22 protein-coding genes are annotated in these 26033 nt (G+C 63.5%); 1 reads left to right on the forward strand and 21 read right to left on the reverse strand.

Annotated features, from left to right (window positions below; genetic code table 11):
- Positions 1-69: 69 nt before the first annotated feature.
- From rpsQ to rpsL, 15 genes are all read right to left on the reverse strand, one after another.
- Positions 70-318 carry a 30S ribosomal protein S17 gene (rpsQ, locus tag ACVMIH_RS10815; protein ID WP_016843754.1) on the reverse strand — a complete coding sequence of 83 codons (249 nt, stop codon included), beginning with the start codon at positions 316-318 and terminating at the stop codon, positions 70-72.
- A 10-nt stretch (positions 319-328) separates the two neighbouring features.
- A complete protein-coding gene (gene rpmC, locus ACVMIH_RS10820) occupies positions 329-535 on the reverse strand; it encodes a 50S ribosomal protein L29 (RefSeq protein WP_016843753.1) in 207 nt (68 codons plus the stop codon).
- Between the two features lie 5 nt (positions 536-540).
- Positions 541-954, reverse strand: a complete 414-nt coding sequence (gene rplP, locus ACVMIH_RS10825; protein WP_016843752.1) for a 50S ribosomal protein L16 — start codon at positions 952-954, stop codon at positions 541-543.
- Positions 955-984: 30 nt separating this feature from the next.
- Positions 985-1686 (reverse strand): 30S ribosomal protein S3, encoded by a 702-nt coding sequence (gene rpsC / locus ACVMIH_RS10830; protein ID WP_016843751.1) that lies wholly within the window; start codon positions 1684-1686, stop codon positions 985-987.
- Between the two features lie 20 nt (positions 1687-1706).
- Positions 1707-2093, reverse strand: a complete 387-nt coding sequence (gene rplV, locus ACVMIH_RS10835) for a 50S ribosomal protein L22 (protein ID WP_016843750.1) — start codon at positions 2091-2093, stop codon at positions 1707-1709.
- Between the two features lie 10 nt (positions 2094-2103).
- On the reverse strand, positions 2104-2382 hold the full coding sequence (rpsS, locus tag ACVMIH_RS10840; RefSeq protein ID WP_028335459.1) for a 30S ribosomal protein S19: 279 nt from the start codon (positions 2380-2382) through the stop codon (positions 2104-2106).
- Positions 2383-2394: 12 nt separating this feature from the next.
- Entirely contained in the window at positions 2395-3228 is an 834-nt protein-coding gene (gene rplB, locus ACVMIH_RS10845; RefSeq protein ID WP_021081655.1) for a 50S ribosomal protein L2, read from the reverse strand.
- Between the two features lie 12 nt (positions 3229-3240).
- Positions 3241-3540, reverse strand: a complete 300-nt coding sequence (locus tag ACVMIH_RS10850; RefSeq protein ID WP_028339313.1) for a 50S ribosomal protein L23 — start codon at positions 3538-3540, stop codon at positions 3241-3243.
- Positions 3537-4157, reverse strand: a complete 621-nt coding sequence (gene rplD, locus ACVMIH_RS10855) for a 50S ribosomal protein L4 (RefSeq protein WP_016843745.1) — start codon at positions 4155-4157, stop codon at positions 3537-3539. Before rplD ends, ACVMIH_RS10850 begins: the two co-directional genes overlap by 4 nt.
- A 1-nt stretch (position 4158) precedes the next feature.
- On the reverse strand, positions 4159-4878 hold the full coding sequence (gene rplC / locus ACVMIH_RS10860) for a 50S ribosomal protein L3 (protein ID WP_075968380.1): 720 nt from the start codon (positions 4876-4878) through the stop codon (positions 4159-4161).
- A gap of 54 nt (positions 4879-4932) precedes the next feature.
- Positions 4933-5241, reverse strand: coding sequence for a 30S ribosomal protein S10 (gene rpsJ, locus ACVMIH_RS10865; protein WP_002712302.1), 309 nt, complete (start codon positions 5239-5241; stop codon positions 4933-4935).
- An 86-nt stretch (positions 5242-5327) separates the two neighbouring features.
- Positions 5328-6518, reverse strand: coding sequence for an elongation factor Tu (gene tuf / locus ACVMIH_RS10870; RefSeq protein ID WP_018272140.1), 1191 nt, complete (start codon positions 6516-6518; stop codon positions 5328-5330).
- Positions 6519-6557: 39 nt separating this feature from the next.
- Positions 6558-8630: an elongation factor G gene (gene fusA, locus ACVMIH_RS10875; protein ID WP_057019548.1), complete on the reverse strand. Its 2073-nt coding sequence runs from the start codon at positions 8628-8630 to the stop codon at positions 6558-6560.
- Between the two features lie 30 nt (positions 8631-8660).
- Positions 8661-9131, reverse strand: a complete 471-nt coding sequence (gene rpsG / locus ACVMIH_RS10880; protein ID WP_016843741.1) for a 30S ribosomal protein S7 — start codon at positions 9129-9131, stop codon at positions 8661-8663.
- 15 nt (positions 9132-9146) lie between these two features.
- Positions 9147-9518 (reverse strand): 30S ribosomal protein S12, encoded by a 372-nt coding sequence (rpsL, locus tag ACVMIH_RS10885; protein ID WP_006611834.1) that lies wholly within the window; start codon positions 9516-9518, stop codon positions 9147-9149.
- A 699-nt stretch (positions 9519-10217) separates the two neighbouring features.
- Here rpsL and ACVMIH_RS10890 point away from each other — a divergent pair.
- A complete protein-coding gene (locus ACVMIH_RS10890) occupies positions 10218-11429 on the forward strand; it encodes an FAD-dependent monooxygenase (RefSeq protein WP_456861643.1) in 1212 nt (403 codons plus the stop codon).
- A gap of 40 nt (positions 11430-11469) precedes the next feature.
- Here ACVMIH_RS10890 and ACVMIH_RS10895 read toward each other — a convergent pair whose 3' ends face one another.
- The 6 genes from ACVMIH_RS10895 to rplJ all read right to left on the reverse strand — a co-directional run bounded on the left by ACVMIH_RS10895 (position 11470) and on the right by rplJ (position 25820).
- Entirely contained in the window at positions 11470-13512 is a 2043-nt protein-coding gene (locus tag ACVMIH_RS10895; RefSeq protein ID WP_057019550.1) for an ABC transporter ATP-binding protein, read from the reverse strand.
- Positions 13513-13738: 226 nt separating this feature from the next.
- Positions 13739-15799, reverse strand: a complete 2061-nt coding sequence (locus ACVMIH_RS10900) for an FAD-dependent oxidoreductase (RefSeq protein WP_057019551.1) — start codon at positions 15797-15799, stop codon at positions 13739-13741.
- A gap of 180 nt (positions 15800-15979) precedes the next feature.
- On the reverse strand, positions 15980-20182 hold the full coding sequence (gene rpoC, locus ACVMIH_RS10905; RefSeq protein ID WP_057019552.1) for a DNA-directed RNA polymerase subunit beta': 4203 nt from the start codon (positions 20180-20182) through the stop codon (positions 15980-15982).
- Positions 20183-20309: 127 nt separating this feature from the next.
- Positions 20310-24428, reverse strand: coding sequence for a DNA-directed RNA polymerase subunit beta (gene rpoB / locus ACVMIH_RS10910; protein WP_057019553.1), 4119 nt, complete (start codon positions 24426-24428; stop codon positions 20310-20312).
- Positions 24429-24869: 441 nt separating this feature from the next.
- On the reverse strand, positions 24870-25250 hold the full coding sequence (rplL, locus tag ACVMIH_RS10915) for a 50S ribosomal protein L7/L12 (RefSeq protein WP_028335453.1): 381 nt from the start codon (positions 25248-25250) through the stop codon (positions 24870-24872).
- Between the two features lie 51 nt (positions 25251-25301).
- On the reverse strand, positions 25302-25820 hold the full coding sequence (gene rplJ, locus ACVMIH_RS10920; protein WP_028335452.1) for a 50S ribosomal protein L10: 519 nt from the start codon (positions 25818-25820) through the stop codon (positions 25302-25304).
- Positions 25821-26033: the final 213 nt, after the last annotated feature.

Raw genomic sequence — 26033 nt, forward strand, 5'->3', positions numbered from 1 at the left:
ACCTCGTCCTCTTTCTGCGCTTCAGCGCGCTCAAAATTTCCCTGAATTCCCTCGGCCAGGCCGAAGTAATCAGGCCGTTTTCTTGTGTTCGCCCCGGACCACGGTCCAGCGCTTCAGCTTCGAGATCGGCTTCGATTCCTCGATCCAGACCATGTCGCCCGGCTTGAACTGGTTGTTCTCGTCGTGCGCGTGGTAGTTCTTGGAACGGCGGATCGTCTTCTTGTAGATCGGGTGGGTGAAGCGGCGATCGACGCGCACCACGATGGTCTTGGCTTGCTTGTCGCTGACGACCACGCCCTGCAGAGTACGTTTCGGCATAGCTGGCCCCTTACTTCTTCTTCGCGCGCTGCTGGGCAGCGATGGTCTTGATACGAGCGATATCGCGGCGGGCTTCCCGCATCCGCGAGGTGTTCTCCAGCTGCCCGGTGGCGCGCTGGAAACGCAGGTTGAAGCGTTCCTTCTTCAGATTCAGGATCGCGTCTTCCCGCTGGTCGTCGCTCATCGCGCGAATGTCTTCAACTTTCATCTCGGCCATGGCGATTACTCCGCAATGCGCGCAACGAAGCGCGTCTTGATCGGCAGCTTGGCGGCGGCGAGCGACAGCGCTTCCTTCGCGGTCTGCACCGGCACGCCGTCGATCTCGAACATCACGCGGCCCGGCTTGATCCGGACCACCCACAATTCCGGGGCACCCTTGCCGGAGCCCATGCGGACTTCGGCGGGCTTCTTCGACACCGGCACGTCCGGGAACACGCGGATCCAGACGCGGCCGGCGCGCTTCATGTGACGGGTCAGCGCGCGGCGGGCGGCTTCGATCTGACGGGCGGTGACGCGCTCAGGCTCCATCGCCTTCAGGCCGAACTGGCCGAACGCCAACGTCGCGCCAGAGGTCGCAACGCCGTGGATACGGCCCTTATGCGCCTTCCGGAACTTCGTTTTCTTAGGTTGCATCATGGCTTTAAGCCCTCAAATTCCTGCTTTGCCTCAAGCGGCGTCGCGGCGCGAACGCGGCGTGCTGTCGCCTTCGGCCATCTTCTTGTCCTGGGCCATCGGATCGTGCTCGAGGATCTCGCCCTTGAAGATCCAGACCTTGACGCCGCAGGTGCCGAAGGTCGTGAACGCGGTGGCAACGCCGTAGTCGACGTCGGCGCGCAGCGTGTGCAGCGGCACGCGACCTTCGCGGTACCACTCCATGCGCGCGATTTCGGCGCCGCCGAGACGGCCCGAGCAGTTGATGCGGATGCCACCGGCACCGAGACGCATCGCCGACTGCACGGCGCGCTTCATGGCGCGGCGGAACGCGACGCGGCGCTCGAGCTGCTGGGCGATCGATTCAGCGACCAGGGTCGCGTCGAGCTCAGGCTTGCGGATTTCGACGATGTTGATCACGACGTCCGACGAGGTGATGTCGGCAACCTTCTTGCGCAGCTTGTCGATGTCGGCACCCTTCTTGCCGATCACGACGCCCGGACGGGCCGAATGGATCGTCACGCGGCACTTCTTGTGCGGACGCTCGATCACGATGCGGGCGACGGCCGCCTGCTTGAGCTCCTTGTGCAGGATCTCGCGGATCTTGACGTCCTCGTGCAGCAGCTTGCCGTATTCCTGCTTGCCGGCGAACCAACGGGAGTCCCAGGTCCGGTTGATGCCGAGACGCAGCCCGATTGGATTGATCTTTTGACCCATCGTCTTCTCCTGCGCCCTTCTTAGGCGCTTGCCTCGGCCTCGACCTGACGAACCACGATGGTCAGGTGCGAGAACGGTTTGAACACACGGCCCGAACGGCCACGGCCGCGCGGAGCAAAACGCTTCATCACGATGCCATTGCCGACATGCGCCTCGGCGACGACCAGATCGTCAACCTCCAGGTCATGGTTGTTCTCGGCGTTCGCGATCGCCGATTCCAGGCACTTCTTGACATCGACCGCGATCCGCTTGCGCGAGAACTGCAGGTCGGCGAGCGCAGCGGACGCCTTGCGGCCGCGGATCAGCTGCGCCACCAGGTTGAGCTTCTGCGGGCTGACGCGCAGCATGCGGGCGACGGCCTTGGCCTCATTGTCCGCGAGGCTACGTTCGCGCTTTGGTTTGCTCATCGGTTAATCCTCAAGCCTTCTTGGCTTTCTTGTCGCCCGAATGGCCGTGGAAGGTCCGGGTCGGCGAGAACTCGCCGAACTTGTGACCCACCATTTCCTCGTTGATTGCCACCGGCACGTGCTTGTGGCCGTTATAGACGCCGAACGTCAGGCCGACGAACTGCGGCAGGATGGTCGAGCGGCGGCTCCAGATCTTGATGACGTCGTGACGGCCGGACGAGCGCGCGGCATCTGCCTTCTTGAGCAGAGAACCCTCGACGAACGGGCCTTTCCAGACTGAACGAACCATGTCCGGCGTTCCTTACTTCTTCCGCTTGTGGCGGCTGAGGAGAATGAATTTGTTGGTCGACTTGTTGGTGCGGGTCTTCTTGCCCTTGGTCGGCTTGCCCCACGGAGTAACCGGGTGGCGACCGCCCGAGGTACGACCTTCACCACCGCCGTGCGGGTGATCGATCGGGTTCATGACGACGCCGCGGTTGTGCGGACGCCAGCCGAGCCAGCGGGTACGACCGGCCTTGCCGATCGAGATGTTCATGTGATCGGGGTTGGAGACCGCGCCGATCGTGCCGCGGCAACGGCCGTGCACCAGACGCTGCTCGCCCGAGTTCAGGCGGACGATCACGTAGTCCTGGTCGCGGCCGACGATCTGGGCGTAGGTGCCGGCGGAGCGCGCCAGCTGACCGCCCTTGCCGATCTTCAGCTCGATGTTGTGCACGATCGTGCCGACCGGCATGTTGCCGAGCGGCATGACGTTGCCCGGCTTGACGTCGACATAGTTGCCGGCGACGACGGTGTCGCCTGCCGCCAGGCGCTGCGGCGCCAGGATGTACGCCAGCTCACCGTCCTGATACTTGATCAGCGCGATGAACGCGGTGCGGTTCGGATCATACTCGAGCCGCTCCACGACCGCCGGCATGTCCACCTTGTCGCGGCGGAAGTCGACGGTGCGGTAGGCCTTCTTGTGGCCGCCGCCGCGGAAACGCACAGTGATGCGACCGGTGTTGTTGCGACCGCCGTTGCCGAGCTTGCCCTCGGTCAGGGTCTTCACCGGCTTGCCCTTGTAGAGCGCCGAACGATCGACCATGACCAGCTGGCGCTGGCCCGGCGTCGTGGGATTGTAGGTTTTCAATGCCATCGTCGTTGCGCCTTATAGTCCGGTAGTCACGTCGATGCGGTGGCCCTCTTCCAGGGTCACGATCGCGCGCTTGGTGTCCGACTGCGAGCCGAGATTGCCGCGGAACACCTTGGTCTTGCCCTTGCGAACGAGAGTGTTGACGCTCTTCACCTTGACGTCGAACAGCTTCTCGACCGCTTCCTTGATCTGCGGCTTGGTCGCCTTGCCGGCGACCTTGAACATCACCTTGTTGTGCTCGGAGGCGAGCGTCGCCTTTTCCGTCACGACGGGAGAGATGATGACGTCGTAGTGGCGCGGATCGATGTTCTTCATTTGAAGCGCGCCTCCAGCGCATCAACCGCAGCCTTGGTCAGCACCAGCTTCTGGCGGCGGAGAATGTCGTAGACGTTGATGCCCTGGATCGGCAGCACGTCGATGTTCGGAATGTTCCGGGCCGCGGTCGCGAAACCGGCGTTCAGCTCGGCGCCGTCGATGATCAGCGCGTTTGTGAGCCCGAGGCCGGAGAAGTGACCGAGCAGCGCCTTGGTCTTGGCGGCCTCGAGCTGCGCATTGTCGATCACGATCAGCCCGCCGTCCTTGGCCTTGGCCGAGAGCGCATGCTTGAGCGCGAGCGCGCGCACCTTCTTCGGAAGGTCGGTCGCATGGGAGCGAACGACCGGACCGAACGCACGGCCACCGCCGCGGAACTGCGGCACGCGGGCCGAGCCGTGACGGGCGCCGCCGGTGCCCTTCTGCTTGTACATCTTCTTGCCGGTGCGCCAGATCTCGGCGCGGCCCTTGGCCTTGTGGGTACCGGCCTGACGCTTGTTCAGCTGCCACTGCACGCAGCGCTGGATGATGTCGGCGCGCGGCTCGAGACCGAAGATCGCGTCCGAGAGCTCGACGGATCCGGCGTCCTTGCCTTCAAGGGTCGTGACTTTCAATTCCATCTCACACGCCCTCCTTCTCGGCCACAGCCTCGGCAGCTTCGCCACCTGCAACCTTGAACTTGCCGGGCTTCGGGGCGTCCTTCGGCAGCGGCTTCTTGACCGCGTCGCGCACCGAGATCCAGCCGCCCTTGGAGCCGGGAACGGCGCCTTCGACGAGGATCAGGCCGCGCTCGACGTCGGTCGAAACCACGCGCAGATTGAGCGTGGTGATGCGGTCGACGCCCATGTGACCGGGCATCTTCTTGTTCTTGAAGGTCTTGCCGGGGTCCTGACGGCCACCGGTCGAACCGATCGAACGGTGCGAGATCGACACACCGTGGGTGGCGCGCAGACCGCCGAAATTCCAGCGCTTCATGCCGCCGGCGAAGCCCTTACCGATCGAGGTGCCGGTCACGTCGACGAACTGGCCGACCACGAAATGGTCCGCCTGGATTTCCGCGCCGACCGGGATCAGCGCGTCCTCGGACACGCGGAACTCGGCGACCTTGCGCTTCGGTTCGACCTTGGCGACCGCGAACTGGCCGCGTTCGGCCTTGGGCATGTACACGGTCTTGCGGGCGCCCGAGCCGAGCTGAAGAGCGACATAGCCGTTCTTCTCGGTCGTGCGGTGGCCCAGCACCTGGCAGTTGCCCAACTTCAGCACGGTCACAGGGATATGCTCGCCGGTCTCCGTAAAGACCCGCGTCATCCCGACCTTTTGTGCGATCACTCCGGAGCGCATCGGCGTGCTTCCTGTCTTTCTGTCCGCAAGCGGCGGACGTAAAAATCCAAAACCTTAGAGCTTGATCTCGACGTCGACACCGGCGGCCAGGTCGAGCTTCATCAGCGCATCGACGGTCTGCGGGGTCGGGTCGACAATGTCGAGGAGGCGCTTGTGGGTGCGCATCTCGAATTGCTCGCGGCTCTTCTTGTCAACGTGCGGCGAACGGTTGACGGTGAACTTCTCGATGCGGGTCGGCAGCGGAATCGGTCCGCGAACCTGCGCACCGGTGCGCTTCGCCGTGTTCACGATCTCGCGGGTCGACGTATCGAGGATTCGATGGTCGAACGCCTTGAGACGGATGCGAATATTTTGGCCGTTCATTGCCGTATTCTTTCTTTAGTGAGTGGCGAGTAGCGAATAGCGAATGGAGTGCCCCACTCGCTACTCGCCATTCCCTATTCGCGTAGTTACTCGATGATCGCGGCGACGACGCCGGCGCCGACGGTGCGGCCGCCTTCGCGGATCGCGAAGCGCAGCTTCTCTTCCATCGCGATCGGCACGATCAGGTGCACTTCCATCGCGATGTTGTCGCCCGGCATCACCATCTCGGTGCCTTCCGGCAGGTGCACGACACCGGTCACGTCGGTGGTGCGGAAGTAGAACTGCGGACGGTAGTTGGTGAAGAACGGGGTGTGGCGACCGCCCTCTTCCTTGGTGAGGATGTAAGCCTCAGCCTTGAACTTGGTGTGCGGCTTGACTGAACCGGGCTTGCACAGCACCTGGCCACGCTCGACTTCCTCGCGCTTGGTGCCGCGGAGCAGCGCCCCGATGTTATCGCCGGCCTGGCCCTGATCGAGCAGCTTGCGGAACATTTCGACGCCGGTGACGATGGTCTTCTGGGTGTCGCGGATACCGACGATTTCGATTTCCTCGCCGACCTTGATCACGCCGCGCTCGACACGGCCGGTGACGACGGTGCCGCGGCCCGAGATCGAGAACACGTCTTCAACCGGCATCAGGAACGGCTGGTCGATCGGACGCTCCGGCTGCGGGATGTACTCGTCGACGTTGCGCATCAGCTCGAGGATGGCGTCGTGGCCGAGCTTCTTGTCCTTGTCTTCGAGGGCGGCGAGCGCCGAGCCCTTGATGATCGGGATCTTGTCGCCCGGGAATTCGTACTTCGAGAGCAGCTCGCGGACTTCGAGCTCGACGAGCTCGAGCAGCTCCGGATCGTCGACCATGTCGCACTTGTTGAGGAACACGACGAGCGCGGGCACGCCGACCTGGCGGGCGAGCAGGATGTGCTCGCGGGTCTGCGGCATCGGGCCGTCAGCAGCCGACACGACCAGGATCGCGCCGTCCATCTGGGCGGCACCGGTGATCATGTTCTTCACGTAGTCGGCGTGGCCGGGGCAGTCGACGTGGGCGTAGTGGCGGTTGGTCGTCTCGTACTCGACGTGAGCGGTCGAGATCGTGATGCCGCGGGCCTTCTCTTCCGGCGCCTTGTCGATCTGGTCGTAGGCGGTGAACGTCGCGCCGCCGGTTTCTGCGAGCACCTTGGTGATCGCTGCGGTCAGCGAGGTCTTGCCATGGTCGACGTGACCGATGGTGCCGATGTTGCAGTGGGGCTTGTTACGTTCGAATTTAGCTTTGGCCATTTGACTCTCCGTTCAATCGTTGACTGCCATCAACGACAATCAGGCAAACTTCTTCTGGACTTCAGCCGACACGTTCGCCGGAGCTTCGGCGTAGTGATCGAACTGCATGGTGAAGGTCGCGCGACCCTGGCTCATCGAGCGCAGGTTGTTCACGTAACCGAACATGTTCATGAGCGGCACCATCGCGTTGATGACGTTGGCGTTGCCGCGCATGTCTTGGCCCTGGATCTGGCCACGCCGGGAATTCAGGTCGCCGATGACCGAACCGGTGTAGTCTTCCGGGGTCACCACCTCGACCTTCATGATCGGCTCGAGCAGAACGGACTTGCCCTTCGTCAACGCTTCGCGGAACGCAGCCCGCGATGCGATTTCGAACGCCAGTGCCGACGAGTCGACGTCGTGATACTTGCCGTCGACCAGCTGCACCTTGACGTCCACCACCGGGAAGCCGGCAACAACACCGGAGCCCATCACGCTGTTGAGGCCCTTTTCGACGCCGGGGATGTATTCCTTCGGCACCGCGCCGCCGACGATCTTCGATTCGAACTCATAGCCCTTGCCGGGCTCGTTCGGCTCGACGACGATCGACACTTCGGCGAACTGACCGGTACCGCCGGTCTGCTTCTTGTGGGTGTACTTGACTTCGGCCTTCTTGGTCACGCGCTCGCGGAACGCCACCTGCGGCGCGCCGATGTTGGCGTCGACCTTGTAGGTGCGCTTGAGAATGTCGACCTTGATGTCGAGATGCAGTTCGCCCATGCCCTTGAGAATGGTCTGGCCGGACTCCTGGTCGGTCGACACGCGGAACGACGGATCTTCCGCGGCGAGCTTGGCAAGCGCCACGCCGAGCTTTTCCTGGTCGGCCTTCGACTTCGGCTCGATCGCGATCTCGATCACCGGCTCCGGGAATTCCATCTTCTCGAGGATCACCGGCTTGTCAGGATCGCACAGCGTGTCACCGGTGCGCGCTTCCTTCAGGCCAGCCAGCGCGACGATGTCGCCGGCATAGGCTTCCTTGATGTCTTCGCGGTTGTTCGCATGCATCAGCAGCATGCGGCCGATACGCTCTTTCTTCTCGCGGGTCGAGTTCACCACGCCGGTGCCCGACTGCAGGATGCCGGAATAGATGCGGCAGAAGGTGATGGTGCCGACGAAGGGGTCGTCCATGATCTTGAACGCGAGCAGCGCCAGCGGCTCCTTGTCGTCCGCCTTGCGCACGACTTCGTTGCCCTCATCGTCGGTGCCCTTGATCGCGGGCACGTCGATCGGCGACGGCAGATAGTCGACGACGGCGTCGAGCAGCGGCTGCACGCCCTTGTTCTTGAACGCGGAGCCGCACAGCACGGGATAGAACGCGCCGGTCAGCACGGCCTTGCGGATCAGGCGCTTCAGGGTCGCCTCGTCCGGCTCCTTGCCGTCGAGGAAGGCAGCCAAAGCGTCGTCGTCGAGCTCGACGGCGGCTTCCACCATCTTCTCGCGATATTCCTTGGCCTGCTCGACCAGATCTTCCGGAATGTCGACATAGTCGAACTTCGCGCCGAGCGATTCATCGTTCCAGATGACGCCCTTCATCTTCACGAGGTCGACGAGACCCTTGAAGTTGTTCTCGGCACCGATCGGCAGCTGGATCGCGATCGGCTTGGCGCCGAGGCGGTCGACGATGTCGGACAGGCACTTGAAGAAGTCGGCGCCGGTCTTGTCCATCTTGTTGGCGAAGACGATGCGCGGAACCTTGTACTTGTCGCCCTGGCGCCAGACGGTCTCGGTCTGCGGCTCGACGCCCTGGTTGGAGTCGAGAACGCAAACGGCGCCGTCGAGCACGCGCAGCGAACGCTCGACCTCGATGGTGAAGTCGACGTGGCCGGGGGTGTCGATGATGTTCAGGCGCTTGCCGTTCCAGAACGCGGTGGTCGCAGCCGAGGTGATCGTGATGCCACGCTCCTGCTCCTGCTCCATCCAGTCCATCGTCGCGGCACCTTCGTGCACTTCGCCGATCTTGTGGCTCTTGCCGGTGTAATACAGGATACGCTCGGTGGTCGTGGTCTTGCCGGCGTCGATATGCGCCATGATACCGAAGTTGCGGTAGTCCTCGATGGCATGTTGGCGGGGCATGAAACTGTTCCTTAAATTCCGTTGTTCGCCTTACCAGCGATAGTGCGAGAACGCGCGGTTGGCTTCCGCCATCCGGTGCACGTCTTCCCGCTTCTTGACGGCGTTGCCGCGATTGTTCGAGGCGTCGAGCAGCTCAGCCGAGAGACGCTCCGTCATGGTCTTCTCGTTGCGCTCGCGGGCGGCCGAGATCAGCCAGCGGATGCCGAGCGCCTGACGGCGCACCGAACGGACTTCGACCGGAACCTGGTAGGTCGCGCCGCCGACGCGGCGGGAACGAACCTCGATGGTCGGCATCACGTTCTCGAGCGCCTGCTCGAACACGCCGAGCGGGTTCTGCTTGGTCTTGGCCTCGATCATGCCGAGCGCACCGTAGACGATGTTTTCGGCAACCGACTTCTTCCCGGCGTACATCACCGAGTTCATGAACTTCGTAATGATGATGTTCCCGAACTTCGGATCCGGAAGAACTTCACGCTTCTCGGCAGAATGGCGACGCGACATCTGATCGGTTCCCGCTTACTTCGGACGCTTCGCGCCGTACTTCGAACGACGCTGCTTACGGTTCTTGACGCCCTGGGTATCCAGCACGCCGCGGAGGATGTGGTAGCGCACACCGGGCAAGTCCTTGACGCGGCCGCCGCGGATCATGACCACCGAGTGCTCCTGCAGGTTATGGCCCTCACCCGGGATGTAGCCGATCACCTCGAAGCCGTTGGTCAGGCGCACCTTGGCGACCTTACGAAGCGCCGAGTTCGGCTTCTTCGGGGTCGTGGTGTAGACGCGCGTGCACACGCCGCGCTTCTGCGGCGACTGCTGCAGCGCCGGCACCTTCTTACGCGACTTCTGCACTTCACGCGGATTTGCGATCAGCTGGTTGATCGTCGGCATGCAGCCTTCACCCTTTAGTTCACGCGAAAACCTTGAATGGCTCCGCAAATTTCTTCTCAGGACTAGCCGTCCCGCACGGCCCGCTCGACACGGAACAAACAACCGCGCAAAGCGAAATCGCGCCAACCACTCATCGCTGAGCGGAAAGCGCATCGACGCCACAGAGGACCGCGATCCCGAACCGTTCAGCGTGCGCTGTTCGGTCCGCCACCGAGGTCATGCATCCGAATTCACTCTCAAGAGGACGTGCTCAAGAGAACTAATATCGTCCTGGCATTGCCTAGCTATCATCGACAGCGTTTGAGCGGCATTCGTCGAGGTTGGTGCCCGTCCGGCTCTTCAAAAAGGACCTTCGGGTGTTCCGTTCCGACGCTGGCGTAGCTCACCGCCTGTCGTTAAGTGGGCGCCTTGTATAATCGAGAGATAGTGAAGTCAAGCAAAACGACAAGCGAAGAAACGCCTCTGGCACTTGCGGATTTCGCATTTCACCGAGGTTCGGCGCAAGGCGAAATGTGACGGCCGACCGACCTCCCCGCGCACTTCATCCGAATCTTCGGGCGCGTGCGGAATCATATTACATCCGGGTAAAATATGAATAGAAACAACTCTCCCCAAGTTAGTCCCGAAGGCAAACTTCGAAACTAAGCCTTTATTTGCCATTCGCAGCGCAAAAATCGGGGTCACAGCCACGGAATTCTCATGCGGTACACCGACATCGCGATCATCGGCGGCGGTCTTGCGGGCTCGACCGCAACCGTCATGCTCGGCCGTGCCGGGATACCGACGATCCTGATCGACCCCCACCGGGTCTACCCGTTCGATTTCCGTGTCGAAAAGATCGGCGGCGACCTCCAGCTCGAGCGATTCGCCAGGACCGGCCTCGCCGAGTCGGTGCTCCGCTCGGCGACGCTGGACGGCGAGAACTGGATCGCGCGATTCGGCCGGTTGCTCGACCGGCAGCCGAGCCGGCAATACGGCATCATGTACGACGCGCTGATTGCGGCGATTCGGAACGAAATCGCCGGGCCGGCGGAATTCATCTGCGACAAGGTGATCAATGTCGCGACCAGTTCCGAGCGGCAGCGGCTCGTGCTTGCCAATGGCGAGGAGATCTCGGCGCGCCTTGTGGTGCTTGCCAACGGCCTGAACGTCGGGTTGCGCCGGATGCTCGGCATCGAGCGGCTGGTCACGAGCTTCTGCCACTCGATCTCGCTCGGCTTCGATTTCGTCCCCGTCGGCCGCCCCGCCTTCCCGTTCGCGGCCATGACCTACTTCTCGGAGCGGCCGAGCGACCGCATCCCCTACATCACGCTGTTTCCGATCGGAAACCGGATGCGCGCCAACCTCTTCACCTATCGCAAGGCCGACGATCCCTGGCTGCGGGCGATGCGGCGCAATCCGGTGGAGACGCTGAACGCCGCGCTGCCGCGGCTGCGCCGGCTCACCGGCGAGTTCGACATCGCCGGCGATATCAAGATCAGGCCCGCCGACATCTTTGTCAGCACCGGCTATCGGCAGGCCGGCGTGGTGCTGGTCGGTGATGCCTTCGCCAGCACCTGCCCCGTCACCGGCACCGGTACCGACAAGGTGTTCACCGACGTCGCCCAGCTCTGCAACGTCCACATCCCGGCCTGGCTGTCGACCGACGGCATGGGCGAGGAGAAGATCACCGCGTTCTACGACGATCCGGTCAAGACCGCCTGCGACGCCTGGTCGAACGCCAAGGCATTCAGCTTCCGCGAGGTGTCGGTCGGCAGCGGGCCCACGTGGCAGGCCCAGCGCTGGGCGCGCTTTTTCGGCTATCTCGGCCGCGGCTGGCTGCGCCGGCTGCACAACCCTGCGGCGGCGGCGTCAACGACGCAGCCGGCCAACCACTTCCGGCAACGTCCGCACGCCGCGGACCGGGCGTAACGAAAAATCTGGCGCTCGACCATCGCCCGCGACGCGGGTCTCACGCCTCCTCATCCTCGTCTTCGTCCTCATCTTCATCATCGTCATCATCGTCATCATCCGCGTCGTCGGCGTCCTCGTCGTGATTCAGATGTCCCTGGTCGTCCCACAGCTTGCGATAGACGCCATTGCGGGCCAGCAGCTCCTCGTGCGAGCCGCGTTCGATCGCCCTGCCGCCGGAGATCACGATGATCTCGTCCATCTCGACCACCGAAGTCAGGCGATGCGTCGACCAGATCATGGTGCGGCCCTCGGCGACCTTGAGCAGCGTGCGATTGATCGCAGCCTCCGTGGTCTGGTCGAGCGCCGAAGTCGCCTCGTCGAGCAGCAGCACGGACGGGTTACGGATGATCGCGCGCGCGATCGCGATGCGCTGGCGCTGGCCGCCCGACAAGGTATCGCCGCGCTCGCCGACCGGCGTGTCGTAGCGCTGCGGCAGGCTCATGATGTAGCGATGGATCTCGGCCTTGCGGGCAGCGTCCTCGACCTCCGCGTCGGTCGCGCCTTCCTTGCCGAGCCGGATGTTCTCGCGGATCGACATGTTGAACAGCATGTTCTCCTGGAACACGACCGCCATGTTGGCCCGCAGCGACTCGCGCGTCACCCGGCGGATATCGACGCCGTCGACGGCGACGCGGCCCTCGTCCGGCACGTAGAGCCGCAGGATCAGGTTGATCAGCGTGCTCTTGCCGGAGCCGCTGGGACCGACGATCGCAATGCTCTTGCCGGCATTGAGCTTGAGGCTGAGATTGTCGAGCACCGGCGTCTGTGCCCCCTCATACTGGAAGGTGACGCGATCGAAGGAGATGTCGTTGGTGATGCGCGGCAGATCCGGCGCGCCGGGACGGTCGGCGCCGCGGGTCGGCTCGTCGAGCAGTTCCTGGATGTGCCGCACCGCCGCCGCCGACTGGATCGACACCGGGATGAAATGCATCAGATGGGCGATGTTGTACGACACCTCCCAGAACGCACTCTCGAAGGTCACGAAGGTGCCGACGGTGATCTGCCCCTTGGTGGCGAGATAGGCGCCGATCGCCAGCACCACGAGGTGGAGCAGCAGCACCGCGATGGTGACGGTGCGCTCCACCATGGTCGACAGGAACATGGCTGACGCGGCCTTGGCCCGGACGTCGCGGTTGCGCATCGTGAACCAGCCGAGCGCCCGGCGCTGCAGATTGAACGCCTTCACCACCGCCTGCGCGGCGACGTTCTCCTGCACGGTTCCGAGCAGCGCGGCCTCGTTCTGCTTCTGCTCGTAATTGGCTTGCACCGCCTTCGGCGTCAGGATGCGCGGCCCGATCAGGGTGATCGGAAACACCAGCAAGGCGACCACGGCAAGCTGCCAGTTCAGGAACAGCATCAGGATGATGCCTGCGACCAGCTCGAGGCCCGGCAGCGCCGCGCTGTTGGCGAAGGTCTTGACCGAGCCCTCGAACGCCGACAAATCGATCGAGAAGCGCGACAGGATCTCGCCGCGCTTGGTGCGCGCGAAATAGGCCGACGGCAGGTTCTGGACATGGTCGAACAGCCGCGTCCGCACGTCGGCGATGATGCCGGCGCCCAGCCGCGCATCCCAGCGCTCGTACCAGACCGCGATGATCGAGGTGACGATGCCGGCAACCGCGAGCACGCCGAGGATCTTGTAGAGGGCCCCGAAATCCTCCTCGCCGAGCGCGTCGTCGATCAGGAATTTCAGGCTGAGCGGCATGATGACGTTGAACAACGTCTCGACCAGCACGCCGAAGGCGACGCAGGCGAACGGCTTCCTGTAGTTCGCCAGGATCGGCCTGACGAAGCCAAAGATCGTGGAGAGCGCGCCGGCGGCTTCCTTGGCGGTGAAGACGACGAGGTCCTCGTCATCATCGTCGTCATCGAGCTCGAACTCGTCGTCCGCGTCGTCTTCCTCTTCGTCGTCAGCCGGCGCCGCGGACGGCTTCGTGGAGGCGGCCGCCGCGGGCGGACCGGACGCGGGCTTCTTCTTCAGCTCGGGATCGTCGGCCGCCGCTCTCGTCGGATCGTCTGATGCAGGAGGTCTTGGCGCCATGAAACCAACCGATGCTCCACGGCCGGCATGACCGCAAATCGAAACCGCAGCTGATAACACTGCGCCCGTAATCCTATGCGATCACGACGAATTCGGCAAAGCGTTTGGAACGGCCGACACGCCGCGGCGCGCTCGCGCGGATTCGCGGAGCGCAGAATTGCCGCCGTTTGACAGCTGGTTGACACGAGGCCGGTCGGCTCACGGCAAAAGCTTCCGGTCGGTCCCGCTAGTCGTCGAGGTCGGCTTCGACCTTGTCGAAGAAGGAATAGCGCAGGCTGTCGGAGTCGGCGTACCACTGCCCCGGCCCCTTGTTGGCGGCCAGCGTCAATGTCCACAGCGCATCGGTGCAGTCGCGGCGGTGCATCGACAGATCGAAGCCGTTGCCGAAGAACAATTCCGACCACTCCCACCAGGTGCCGAGCTTCTTCACCCCGCGCAGCAGGTCGTAGCGATCGATCACTGCCGCCGCCATGTCGGAGGTCACCGACGCGAACACGACGCCGGTCTTGACCACGCGGTTGAGCTCGCGCACCCCGCGCACGACCTGCTTCTCGCCGAGATGGCACAGCGAGGTCTCGAACACGAAGTCGAACTCGTTGGCCTTGAACGGCATGTCGGCGATCGAGCCGAGCTTGTTGTACTTCTTGAGCGCCTTCGGCGTCTTGCCGTGGATGTAGCGGTTGTTCTCGATGCCCCAGGCATCGATGCCACGTTCGCGCAGCGCGCCGACCAGTTCGCCGCTGGCGGAGCCGGCGATCAGCAGCTTGTAGCCCTTCGCCCTGCCCCAGACCGTCTTGATCAGGTCCGTCAGATAGGCCGGGTCGGTGAAGTTGCGCCAGACCTCGCTGTAGGGGCCGACGCCGCGATAATTGTCGAAATAGCTGCGGTCGATCTTGTCGGACAGCGAGCTCTCGTCCTGCGCGCGGGTACGGCGCAGCCGCATCATCTCGGTGACGATGATGTCGGTCGCGGCATCGGAGGAATCGAGCAGTCCATTCAGCGTCGAATCGAACAGATAGTCGCCGACCACCACGATGCCGGGATGCTCCTTCGGCTCGGGCCGGTGGTTGGTCATGACGTCGCGCACCGGCAGGCCGCCCGGCAGCGCGTTGACCGACGACAGCCAGCGATGGATCTTGCCTTCCAGGAAATGCTCGCGCGCATCGCCGAGCGAGGCCGGCAGCGACTTCAACGCGGCATCGATCAGCTCCTGGTCGCTGAGATTGGCGAAGGCCAGCGCATCCGAGCCCGCGATCAGCCAGTTCAGCACGCCGTGCTTGCCGACATCGTGGCGCGCGCCCTCATTGTAGACGCAGCAGCCGCCGAACGCTTCCGACATGAACCAGGCGCCCGGGATCTTCTCGCCCCAGAACGGCTCGTCGAACAGGATCGAGACCCGCAGATAATGCGCGGGCCGGTCGAAATAGGCGACGTGCTTGACCATCGACTTGCGCAGCTGTTCGCCGTCCCAGCGCATGGTCGCGAGCCAGGAGTGCGGCAGGCAGACCAGCACGAGATCGAAGTCGCGCGTCTCCGGCCCCTTGCCGTTCATCATGTTGAGCTGGTAGCGGCCGCCAGCGGTCTTGCCGACCTTGAGCACACGATGGTTGAGCTGGATGTCGGCGCTGACTTCCGAGCGCAGACAATCGATCAGCTGCTCGTTGCCGTTCTGGATCGAATACAGGCCGATGTAGCCGTCGACGTCCATCACGTAGTTCTTCAGCGCGTTGAGGCCGTTGGTGTTGTGGCTCTCGGTCGCGATGTCGGAACGCGCCATCACCTTGAAGAAACGCTTGGCGGTCGCGTCCTCGACCTCCTCGTCGAGGACCTGCTCGGCGGTCTTGTAGGCCCACGGGTGTTCGTTGTCGTGGGCGCCGACGCCCTCGTAATATTCGATCGGCGACACCAGGTCGCTGCAGCGCTTGCGGAACGCCTCGATCGCGGCCGCGGTCTTCGCCCCGTATTTGCGGCGCATGCCGGGAACGTCGGCAAGCAACTCGCCGTCGAGCTGCACCTGCTCGGCGTCCATCGGGATCGTCTGCAGGCCGAAATGCTGGATCAGCTCGCGCAGCGGGTCCGGCCCCGTCATCGAGTAATCATAGATCTCGGCGACGCCGGCCTCATACATCGCGGGCGCGGTGTCGAATTTGCGCGTGACGATCTTGCCGCCGAGGCGGTTCGACGCCTCGAAGATGGTAACGCGGCAGAGGTCGCCGAGTTTGCGCTTCAAATACCAGGCGCTCATCAGCCCCCCGGGGCCGCCGCCTACGATAGCCAAGTCGAGCATATGGATTCCGTCGTCTCCGGCGCGAGCCAAACAACCGGTCTAAGTCACCCTAGCAAAGGCACTTTTTTGCCTGAAGGAAAGATGAACAAACTGCGTCCCTGCACCGCAGCAAGCAAAGAAAGCAGCAAAAAGGCCGGCTAAACGCCGGCCTTCTCGCCATACCCGTAGTCTTGCGGATGCCTATTCGGCGGGCGGCAGCGCCAGCGGCTCCGCTTCCGGAGCCGTCGGCACGATCGCCGCCTGCTGCTTCTCGCGCTCGTCGAGGATCAGCTTGTCGCGCTTGACCGCGACCTCGCGGATCCGCGCCATCGAGGCGCCGGTGCCGGCCGGGATCAGGCGGCCGACAATGACGTTCTCCTTGAGGCCCTCGAGCGGGTCCACCTTGCCGTTGACGGCAGCTTCGGTGAGCACGCGCGTGGTCTCCTGGAACGACGCCGCCGAGAAGAAGGAGCGGGTCTGCAGGCTCGCCTTGGTGATGCCGAGCAGAACCGGCGTACCCGTGGCGGGCTTCTTGCCCTCCTCCTTGGCCTTGGTGTTGAGCGCGTCGAACTCGATCTTGTCGACCTGCTCGCCCGAGATCATGTCGGTGTCGCCCTGATCGGTGACCTCGACCTTCTGCAGCATCTGACGGACAATCACCTCGATGTGCTTGTCGTTGATGAGCACGCCCTGCAACCGGTAGACCTCCTGGATTTCGTTGACCAGATAGGCAGCGAGCTCCTCGATGCCCTTGATCGCCAGGATGTCGTGCGGCGCCGGATTGCCTTCGACGATGAAATCGCCCTTTTCGACGATGTCGCCGTCCTGAAGGTGGATGTGCTTGCCCTTCGGGATCAGGTACTCGCGCGGCTCCTCGGTCTTGTCCATCGGCTCGATCGAGATGCGGCGCTTGTTCTTGTAGTCGCGGCCGAAGCGGATCGTTCCCGCGGTCTCCGCGATGATCGCCGCATCCTTCGGCTTGCGAGCCTCGAACAGTTCCGCCACCCGCGGCAGACCGCCGGTGATGTCACGCGTCTTGGCGCTCTCGGTCGAGATACGCGCCAGGATGTCGCCCGGCATCACCTTCCCGCCGGTGTCGACCGACAGAATGGCGTCGACCGACAGCATGTAGCGGGCATCGCCGCCACGCGCGAGCTTCATCACCTTGCCGTCCTTGCCCTTGACCACGATGGCCGGACGCAGGTCCGAACCGCCGCGCGTCGTGCGCCAGTCGATGACCACGCGCTTGGCGATACCGGTCGACTCGTCGAGCGTTTCCGAGATCGACTGTCCCTCGACCAGATCCTCGAAACCGATCGTGCCCTCGACCTCGCTCAGCACCGGGCGGGTATAGGGATCCCACTCGGCGATGCGCTGGCCGCGCTTGACCATATCGCCTTCGTCGACGTGCATCTTCGAACCGTACTGAATACGGTGGGTCGCACGCTCGGTGCCGTCGGCATCGACGATCGCAACGACCATGTTGCGCACCATCGCGATCAGGCTGCCTTCGCTGTTGCGGGCGATCGCCTTGTTCTTGATCACGATCTTGCCGTCGAAGTTCGATTCGACGAACGATTGCTCGTTGAGCTGCGCGGCGCCGCCGATGTGGAACGTGCGCATCGTCAGCTGCGTGCCGGGCTCACCGATCGACTGTGCCGCGATGACGCCGACGGCCTCACCGTGGTTGACCGGCGTGCCGCGGGCCAGATCGCGGCCGTAGCACTTGGCGCAGATGCCGTTGATCAGCTCGCAGGTCAGCGCCGAGCGGATCTTCACTTCCTGGATGCCGGCCTGCTGGATCGCGTCGACGTGGCTCTCCTCCATCAAGGTGTCACGCTTGATGACGACCTCGTTGGTGGCGGGATCGCGCACGTCATCGCAGGCCACGCGGCCCAGGATGCGCGAGCCGAGCGAGGCGACCACGGTGCCGGCGTCGACGATGGCGCGCATCTTGATGCCGAGCGTGGTGCCGCAGTCGGTCTGCGTGATGATGCAGTCCTGCGCGACGTCGACCAGACGGCGGGTCAGGTAGCCCGAGTTCGCGGTCTTCAACGCGGTGTCCGCGAGGCCCTTGCGGGCGCCGTGGGTCGAGTTGAAGTACTCGAGCACCGACAGACCTTCCTTGAAGTTGGAAATGATCGGCGTCTCGATGATCTCGCCCGACGGCTTGGCCATCAGGCCGCGCATGCCGGCGAGCTGGCGCATCTGGGCCGGCGAACCACGCGCACCGGAGTGCGCCATCATGTAGATCGAGTTGATGTCGGCATCCGCGCCCGCCGCCGTCTTCTTGGTGGACGAGATCTCCTTCATCATCGCCTTGGCGACTTCTTCACCGGCCTTCGACCAGGCGTCGACGACCTTGTTGTACTTCTCGCCATGGGTGATCAGGCCGTCATTGTACTGCTGCTCGAAATCCTTCGCCAGCGTACGGGTCTGATCGACGATCTTCCACTTCGACGCCGGCACGACCATGTCGTCCTTGCCGAACGAGATGCCCGCCTTGAAGGCGTTGTAGAAGCCGAGCGCCATGATGCGGTCGCAGAAGATCACCGTCTCCTTCTGACCGCAGTGCCGGTAGACCTGATCGATCACGCCGGAGATCTCGCGCTTGGTCATCAGCTTGTTGATGATGTCGTACGAGATCTTCGGGTTCTTCGGCAGCAGGTTGCCGAGCATGACGCGGCCCGCGGTGGTTTCGATCCAGCGCTTGGAGTGCTTGCCTTCCTCGTCGAGGCCTTCCCACCGGTACTTGATCTTGGTGTGGAGGTGGATGACCTTCGAATGCAGGGCGTGCTCGAGCTCGGCCATGTCGCCGAAGATCTTGCCCTCGCCGGGCAGGCCTTCGCGCATGATCGAGACGTAGTAGAGGCCGAGCACGATGTCCTGCGACGGCACGATGATCGGCTGGCCGTTCGCCGGATGCAGGATGTTGTTGGTCGACATCATCAGGACGCGCGCTTCCAGCTGCGCTTCGAGCGACAGCGGAACGTGCACGGCCATCTGGTCGCCGTCGAAGTCGGCGTTGAAGGCGGCGCAGACCAGCGGATGCAGCTGGATCGCCTTGCCTTCGATCAGCACCGGCTCGAACGCCTGGATGCCCAGGCGATGCAGCGTCGGCGCGCGGTTGAGCAGCACCGGATGCTCGCGGATCACCTCATCGAGGATATCCCAGACCTCCGGACGCTCTTTCTCGACCAGCTTCTTGGCCTGCTTCACCGTGGTGGACAGGCCCTTGGCATCGAGCCGCGAGTAGATGAACGGCTTGAACAGCTCGAGCGCCATCTTCTTCGGCAGGCCGCACTGATGCAGGCGCAGCTCGGGACCGACCACGATCACCGAACGGCCCGAATAATCGACGCGCTTGCCGAGCAGGTTCTGGCGGAACCGGCCCTGCTTGCCCTTCAGCATGTCGGCGAGCGACTTCAGCGGACGCTTGTTGGCGCCGGTGATGACGCGGCCGCGGCGGCCGTTGTCGAACAGTGCGTCGACGGCCTCCTGCAGCATGCGCTTTTCGTTGCGGATGATGATGTCGGGCGCACGCAGCTCCATCAGCCGCTTCAGGCGGTTGTTGCGGTTGATGACGCGGCGGTACAGGTCGTTGAGGTCCGAGGTCGCAAACCGGCCGCCGTCGAGCGGCACCAGCGGACGCAGGTCCGGCGGAATCACCGGCACGACAGTCATGATCATCCATTCCGGCTTGTTGCCGGAAACGCGGAAAGCCTCGACGATCTTCAGACGCTTGGCGAGCTTCTTGTGCTTGATGTCGGAGTCGGTCTCCGCCATGTCGGCACGCAGCGTCGCCTCGAGCTTCTCGAGCTCGAGCCCCTTGAGCAGCTCGCGGATCGCCTCCGCGCCGATCATGGCGGTGAAGGAATCCTGGCCGTACTCGTCCTGCGCCTTCAGATACTCGTCTTCCGACAGCAGCTGACGATCCTTCAGCGCGGTGAGACCCGGCTCGAGCACGACGTAGTATTCGAAGTACAGGATCCGCTCGAGATCCTTCAGCGTCATGTCGAGCAGGAGGCCGATGCGCGAGGGCAGCGACTTCAGGAACCAGATGTGGGCGACCGGCGCCGCCAGCTCGATATGGCCCATGCGCTCGCGCCGGACGCGCGACAGCGTCACCTCGACCGAGCACTTCTCGCAGATGATGCCCTTGTACTTCATCCGCTTGTACTTGCCGCACAAGCACTCATAGTCCTTGATCGGCCCGAAGATGCGCGCGCAGAACAGGCCGTCACGCTCCGGCTTGAAGGTGCGGTAGTTGATGGTCTCCGGCTTCTTGATCTCGCCGTAGGACCAGGACAGAATCTTCTCCGGAGACGCGATCGAAATCCGGATCTGGTCGAAGACCTGGGCCGGGGTCGTCGGATTGAAAAGATTCATAATCTCTTGATTCATGGTCTTCTCCTCGCGTGCCGATCGTCACCGGCAGCAAATTCGAAACTTTTATTCAGCGCGCGCCCCGCCCAACGTCCGAGCTGGGTGCGAAGGCCCGGCACGTCTCGCGCCGGGCATGATCACAGCGTTACTCGGCCGCTTCCGACGTCGACGCCGGTCCCACCTTGGAATTGTGCAGGTCGACGTTGAGGCCGAGCGAGCGCATTTCCTTGACCAGCACGTTGAACGATTCCGGAATACCGGCCTCGAAGGTGTCGTCGCCGCGCACGATCGCCTCGTACACCTTGGTACGGCCGGCGACGTCGTCCGACTTCACGGTCAGCATCTCCTGCAGCGTGTAGGCGGCGCCGTAGGCTTCCAGCGCCCAGACCTCCATTTCGCCGAAGCGCTGGCCGCCGAACTGCGCCTTGCCGCCCAGCGGCTGCTGGGTGACGAGCGAGTACGGACCGATCGAACGCGCGTGGATCTTGTCGTCCACGAGATGGTGCAGCTTGAGCATGTAGATATAGCCCATCGTCACCTTACGATCGAACTGATCGCCGGTACGGCCGTCATAAACGGTCGACTGGCCGGAGGCGTCGAAGCCCGCGAGCTTCAGCATCTCCTCGATGTCGGCTTCCTTGGCGCCGTCGAACACCGGCGTTGCGATCGGCACGCCGTGGCTCAGATTGCGGCCGAGTTCGACCAGCTCGTTGTCGTTCAGCGACTTGATGGTTTCATCCTCGCCGTAGATCTTCTTCAGGGTCTCGCGCAGCGGCTTGAGATCCTGCTTGTGATAATAGGCGTCGATGGTCTGGCCGATGCGCTTGCCGAGGCCGGCGCAGGCCCAACCGAGATGGGTCTCAAGGATCTGACCGACGTTCATGCGCGACGGCACGCCGAGCGGATTGAGCACGATGTCGGCGTGCGTTCCGTCCTCGAGGAACGGCATGTCCTCGATCGGCACGATCTTCGACACCACACCCTTGTTGCCGTGACGGCCGGCCATCTTGTCGCCGGGCTGGATCTTGCGCTTCACCGCGACGAAGACCTTGACCATCTTCATCACGCCGGGCGGCAGCTCGTCGCCACGCTGCAGCTTCTCGACCTTGTCGAGGAAGCGCTGCTCGAGGCCCTTCTTCGACTCGTCGTACTGCTTCCGCATGGCCTCGATCTCGGCCATCAGCTTGTCGTTCGGCGAGGCGAACAGCCACCACTGCGACTTCGGATACTCGTCGAGCACCGCGCGGGTGATCTTGGTATCCTTCTTGAAGCCCTTCGGGCCGGCGATGCCCTGGCGGTTCTCCAGCAACTCGGCGAGGCGGTTGTAGACGTTGCGGTCCAGGATCGCCTGCTCGTCGTCGCGGTCCTTGGCGAGACGCTCGATCTCCTCGCGCTCGATCGCCAGCGCACGCTCGTCCTTATCGACGCCGTGGCGGTTGAACACGCGGACTTCCACGATGGTGCCCTGCACGCCCGGAGGCACGCGCAGCGAGGTGTCGCGGACGTCGGAGGCCTTCTCGCCGAAGATGGCGCGCAGCAGCTTCTCTTCCGGCGTCATCGGGCTCTCGCCCTTCGGCGTGATCTTGCCGACCAGGATGTCGCCGGCGCGGACTTCCGCACCGATGTAGACGATACCGGCTTCGTCGAGGTTCTTCAGCGCTTCTTCCGAGACGTTCGGAATGTCGCGGGTGATTTCCTCAGGACCGAGCTTGGTGTCGCGGGCCATCACCTCGAACTCCTCGATGTGAATCGAGGTGAAGACGTCGTCCTTCACGATCCGCTCGGAGAGCAGGATCGAGTCTTCGAAGTTGTAGCCGTTCCACGGCATGAACGCGACCAGCACGTTACGGCCGAGCGCGAGCTCGCCGAGATCGGTCGACGGACCGTCGGCGATGATGTCGCCCTTCTTGACGATGTCGCCGACCTTCACCAGCGGACGCTGGTTGATGCAGGTCGACTGGTTGGAGCGCTGGTACTTCATCAGCCGGTAGATATCGACGCCCGACTTGGTCGGATCGAGATCCTCGGTGGCGCGGATCACGACGCGGGTGGCGTCGATCTGGTCGATCACGCCCGAGCGGCGCGCGGCAATCGCCGCGCCCGAGTCACGGGCGACCACGCCTTCCATGCCGGTGCCGACGAACGGCGCCTCGGCGCGAACCAGCGGCACCGCCTGGCGCTGCATGTTCGAGCCCATCAGCGCGCGGTTGGCGTCGTCGTTCTCGAGGAACGGGATCAGCGCCGCGGCGACCGAAACCAGCTGCTTCGGCGACACGTCCATGTAGTCGACCTTGTCCGGCGTCACCGGCAGCACTTCGCCGGCGTGACGGCAGACCACGAGGTCGTCGGTGAAGCGGCCCTTGGCATCGAGCGGCACGTTGGCCTGCGCGACGCGGTAGCGACCCTCTTCCATCGCCGACAGATAGATCACCTCGTCGGTGACCCGGCCGTCCTTGATCTTGCGATAGGGCGTCTCGACGAAGCCGTACTTGTTGACGCGCGCGAACGTCGCCAGCGAGTTGATCAGGCCGATGTTCGGACCTTCCGGCGTCTCGATCGGGCAGATGCGGCCGTAATGCGTCGGATGCACGTCGCGGACTTCGAAGCCGGCGCGCTCGCGGGTCAGACCACCCGGGCCAAGCGCCGACAGGCGCCGCTTGTGGGTGATCTCCGACAGCGGGTTGGTCTGGTCCATGAACTGCGACAGCTGCGAGGAGCCGAAGAACTCGCGCACCGCGGCAGCCGCGGGCTTGGCGTTGATCAGGTCCTGCGGCATCACGGTGTCGATATCGACGCTCGACATGCGCTCCTTGATCGCGCGCTCCATGCGGAGCAGGCCGATCCGGTACTGGTTCTCCATGAGCTCGCCGACCGAGCGCACCCGGCGGTTGCCGAGGTGGTCGATGTCGTCGATCTCGCCCTTGCCGTCGCGCAGGTCGACCAGCGTCTTGATGACCGCCAGGATGTCTTCCTTGCGCAGCGTGCGATGGGTATCGGGCGCATCGAGCTCGAGGCGCATGTTCATCTTGACGCGGCCGACCGCGGAGAGGTCGTAGCGCTCGGCGTCGAAGAACAGCGACTGGAACATCGCCTGCGCCGAATCCAGCGTCGGCGGCTCGCCCGGACGCATCACGCGGTAGATGTCGAACAGCGCGTCCTCGCGCGTCATGTTCTTGTCGGCAGACAGCGTGTTGCGGATGTAGGCGCCGACATTGACGTGGTCGATGTCGAGCAGCGGCAGGTCCTTGTAACCCTGCTCGTTCAGCACCTTGAGCGACTTCTCGGTGATCTCCTCGCCGGCTTCGGCGTAGATCTCACCGGTCTTCGGGTTGACGAGATCCTCGGCGAGATAGTTGCCGACGAGCTCCTCGTCCGACATGCGCAGCGCCTTCAGGCCCTTCTCCTGAAGCTGGCGCGCCTGGCGCACGGTCAGCTTCTTGCCGGCCTCGAGCACCACCTTGCCGGTGTCGGCGTCGATCAGGTCGTTGACGGTCGAATAACCGCGGAAGCGGTTGGCATCGAACGGCACGCGCCATCCGTCCTTGGTCCGCTTGTAGGTGATCTTCTTGTAGAAGGTCGACAGGATCTGCTCGCCGTCGAGACCGAGCGCGTACATCAGCGAGGTCACGGGCAGCTTGCGGCGGCGGTCGATGCGCGCGAACACGATGTCCTTGGCGTCGAACTCGATGTCGAGCCAGGAACCGCGATACGGAATCACGCGCGCGGCAAACAACAGCTTGCCGGACGAATGGGTCTTGCCCTTGTCGTGGTCGAAGAACACGCCCGGCGAACGGTGCATTTGCGAGACGATGACGCGCTCGGTGCCGTTGACGACGAAGGTGCCGTTCATCGTCATGAGCGGGATATCGCCCATGTAGACGTCCTGCTCCTTGATGTCCTTCACCGACTTGGCGCCGGTTTCCTCGTCGATATCGAACACGATGAGGCGCAGCGTCACCTTGAGCGGCGCAGCGAAGGTCATACCGCGCTGGCGGCACTCGTCGACGTCATATTTCGGCTGTTCGAACTCGTAGCGGACGAATTCGAGCATCGAGGTGCCGGAGAAATCCGAGATCGGGAACACCGAGCGGAACACCGCCTGCAGGCCCTCGTCGAGCCGACCGCCGGTCGGCTCGTCGACCATCAGGAACTGGTCATAGGACGCCTTCTGAACCTCGATGAGGTTCGGCATCTCGGCGACTTCCTTGATGTGACCGAAAAACTTGCGTACGCGTTTGCGACCGGTGAATGTCTGCTGCGCCATCGTGGCCTCTCATTTTCGTCGCCTTTGTGGGGCGAACCTTCCGGGAGCGACTGCCATCGGCCCCGGGTTGAATTTCGAATCGTCTCGAAGGAACGAAGCGCTAAGTCAGGAATTAAATCCCCGTCCCAGCCCCGACCACCTCCAAAACGCAAAACAACGCGCGGGGCGCATCACTGCACCCGCTCGTCCAAACGCTCCGCTTTACGGACTGAAAAAGCCCGAAATCTGACTGTCTCCCAACGGCTTCCGCCGAGGACCCTGCCGTCCCCGCCGCCTACCGTGTTTTTCCGCTGCCAACCCGATATGGGATGGCAATAAAGGAGATTCGAGGGTTAAGTCCACGGATCCCCACACTTTTTTGTGTCCGTCGCGCCACGCGACAACCTGTCGCACGCCGTTTGCATGGCCCGGGAGCGCCCTGCGGCGCTCCCGGATCGCGCATTACTTGAGCTCGACCTTGGCGCCAGCCTTCTCGAGCTGGGCCTTGATCTTGTCGGCTTCTTCCTTGTTGACGCCTTCCTTGACGGGCTTCGGAGCGCCTTCGACGAGGTCCTTGGCTTCCTTCAGGCCCAGGCCAGTGATGGCGCGGACTTCCTTGATGACTTCGATCTTCTTGTCGCCGGCCCCAGCCAGCACGACGGTGAAGTCGGTCTTCTCTTCAGCCGGAGCAGCGGCACCGCCACCACCAGCAGCCGGGCCGGCAACCGCAACGGCGGCAGCGGCGGACACGCCCCACTTTTCTTCGAGGAGCTTGGCGAGTTCGGCCGCTTCGAGCACGGTGAGGCTCGAGAGGTCGTCGACGATTTTCTGCAAGTCAGCCATTGTTCAGTTCCTTAAACGTTGGTTCGAACCAGGTTTGAGATTAGCGAAGGGTCAGGCCGCTTCGCCCTTTGAGGCATGAGCCTGAATGACGCGTGCGAGCTTGGCCGCGGGCGCGTTGGAGAGCTGAGCAAGCTTGGTCGCCGGCGCCACGAGGAGGCCAACGATCTTGCCGCGCAGTTCGTCGAGCGACGGCAGTGAGGCAAGCGCCTTCACGCTGTCGACATTCAGGACGGTTTTACCCATCGAGCCGCCGAGGATGACGAACTTCTCGTTCGCCTTGGCGAATTCGATGGCAACCTTTGGCGCCGCAACCGGATCGTTCGAAGTAGCGATCACGGTCGGCCCCTTCAGCAGGGAGCCGATGGCAGCGACGTCAGTGCCTTCAAGAGCAATTTTGGCGAGACGGTTCTTCGAGACCTTCACCGACGCGCCCGCCTGCTTCATCTGCATGCGCAGCTTCTGCATCTGGGCCACGGTGAGGCCGGAATAGTGAGCAACGATCGCAACCGACGTGGTCTTGAAGACCTCGTTAAGTTGTTCGACCGACTCTTTTTTTGCCGCTCGTTCCACAGCAAGCTCTTTCCGGTTGGCGGCCTTTCCGCGAAGGCAGGACCGCCGGGTTGCACCCATCGTCCCGCCCTAAACCTGATCCTTGGGCGCGAGACCCTTCGGACATGCCGGGCAAGACGACATCTAGAAGCCTGCCCTCCCAGAGCCTTGCGGCCATGGGCTGTCGAGGTTCGAACCAAACCAGCCTCCCGGCCGCGAACTGATCGCGACGTG

This window comes from Bradyrhizobium sp. USDA 4503, from assembly GCF_054055815.1.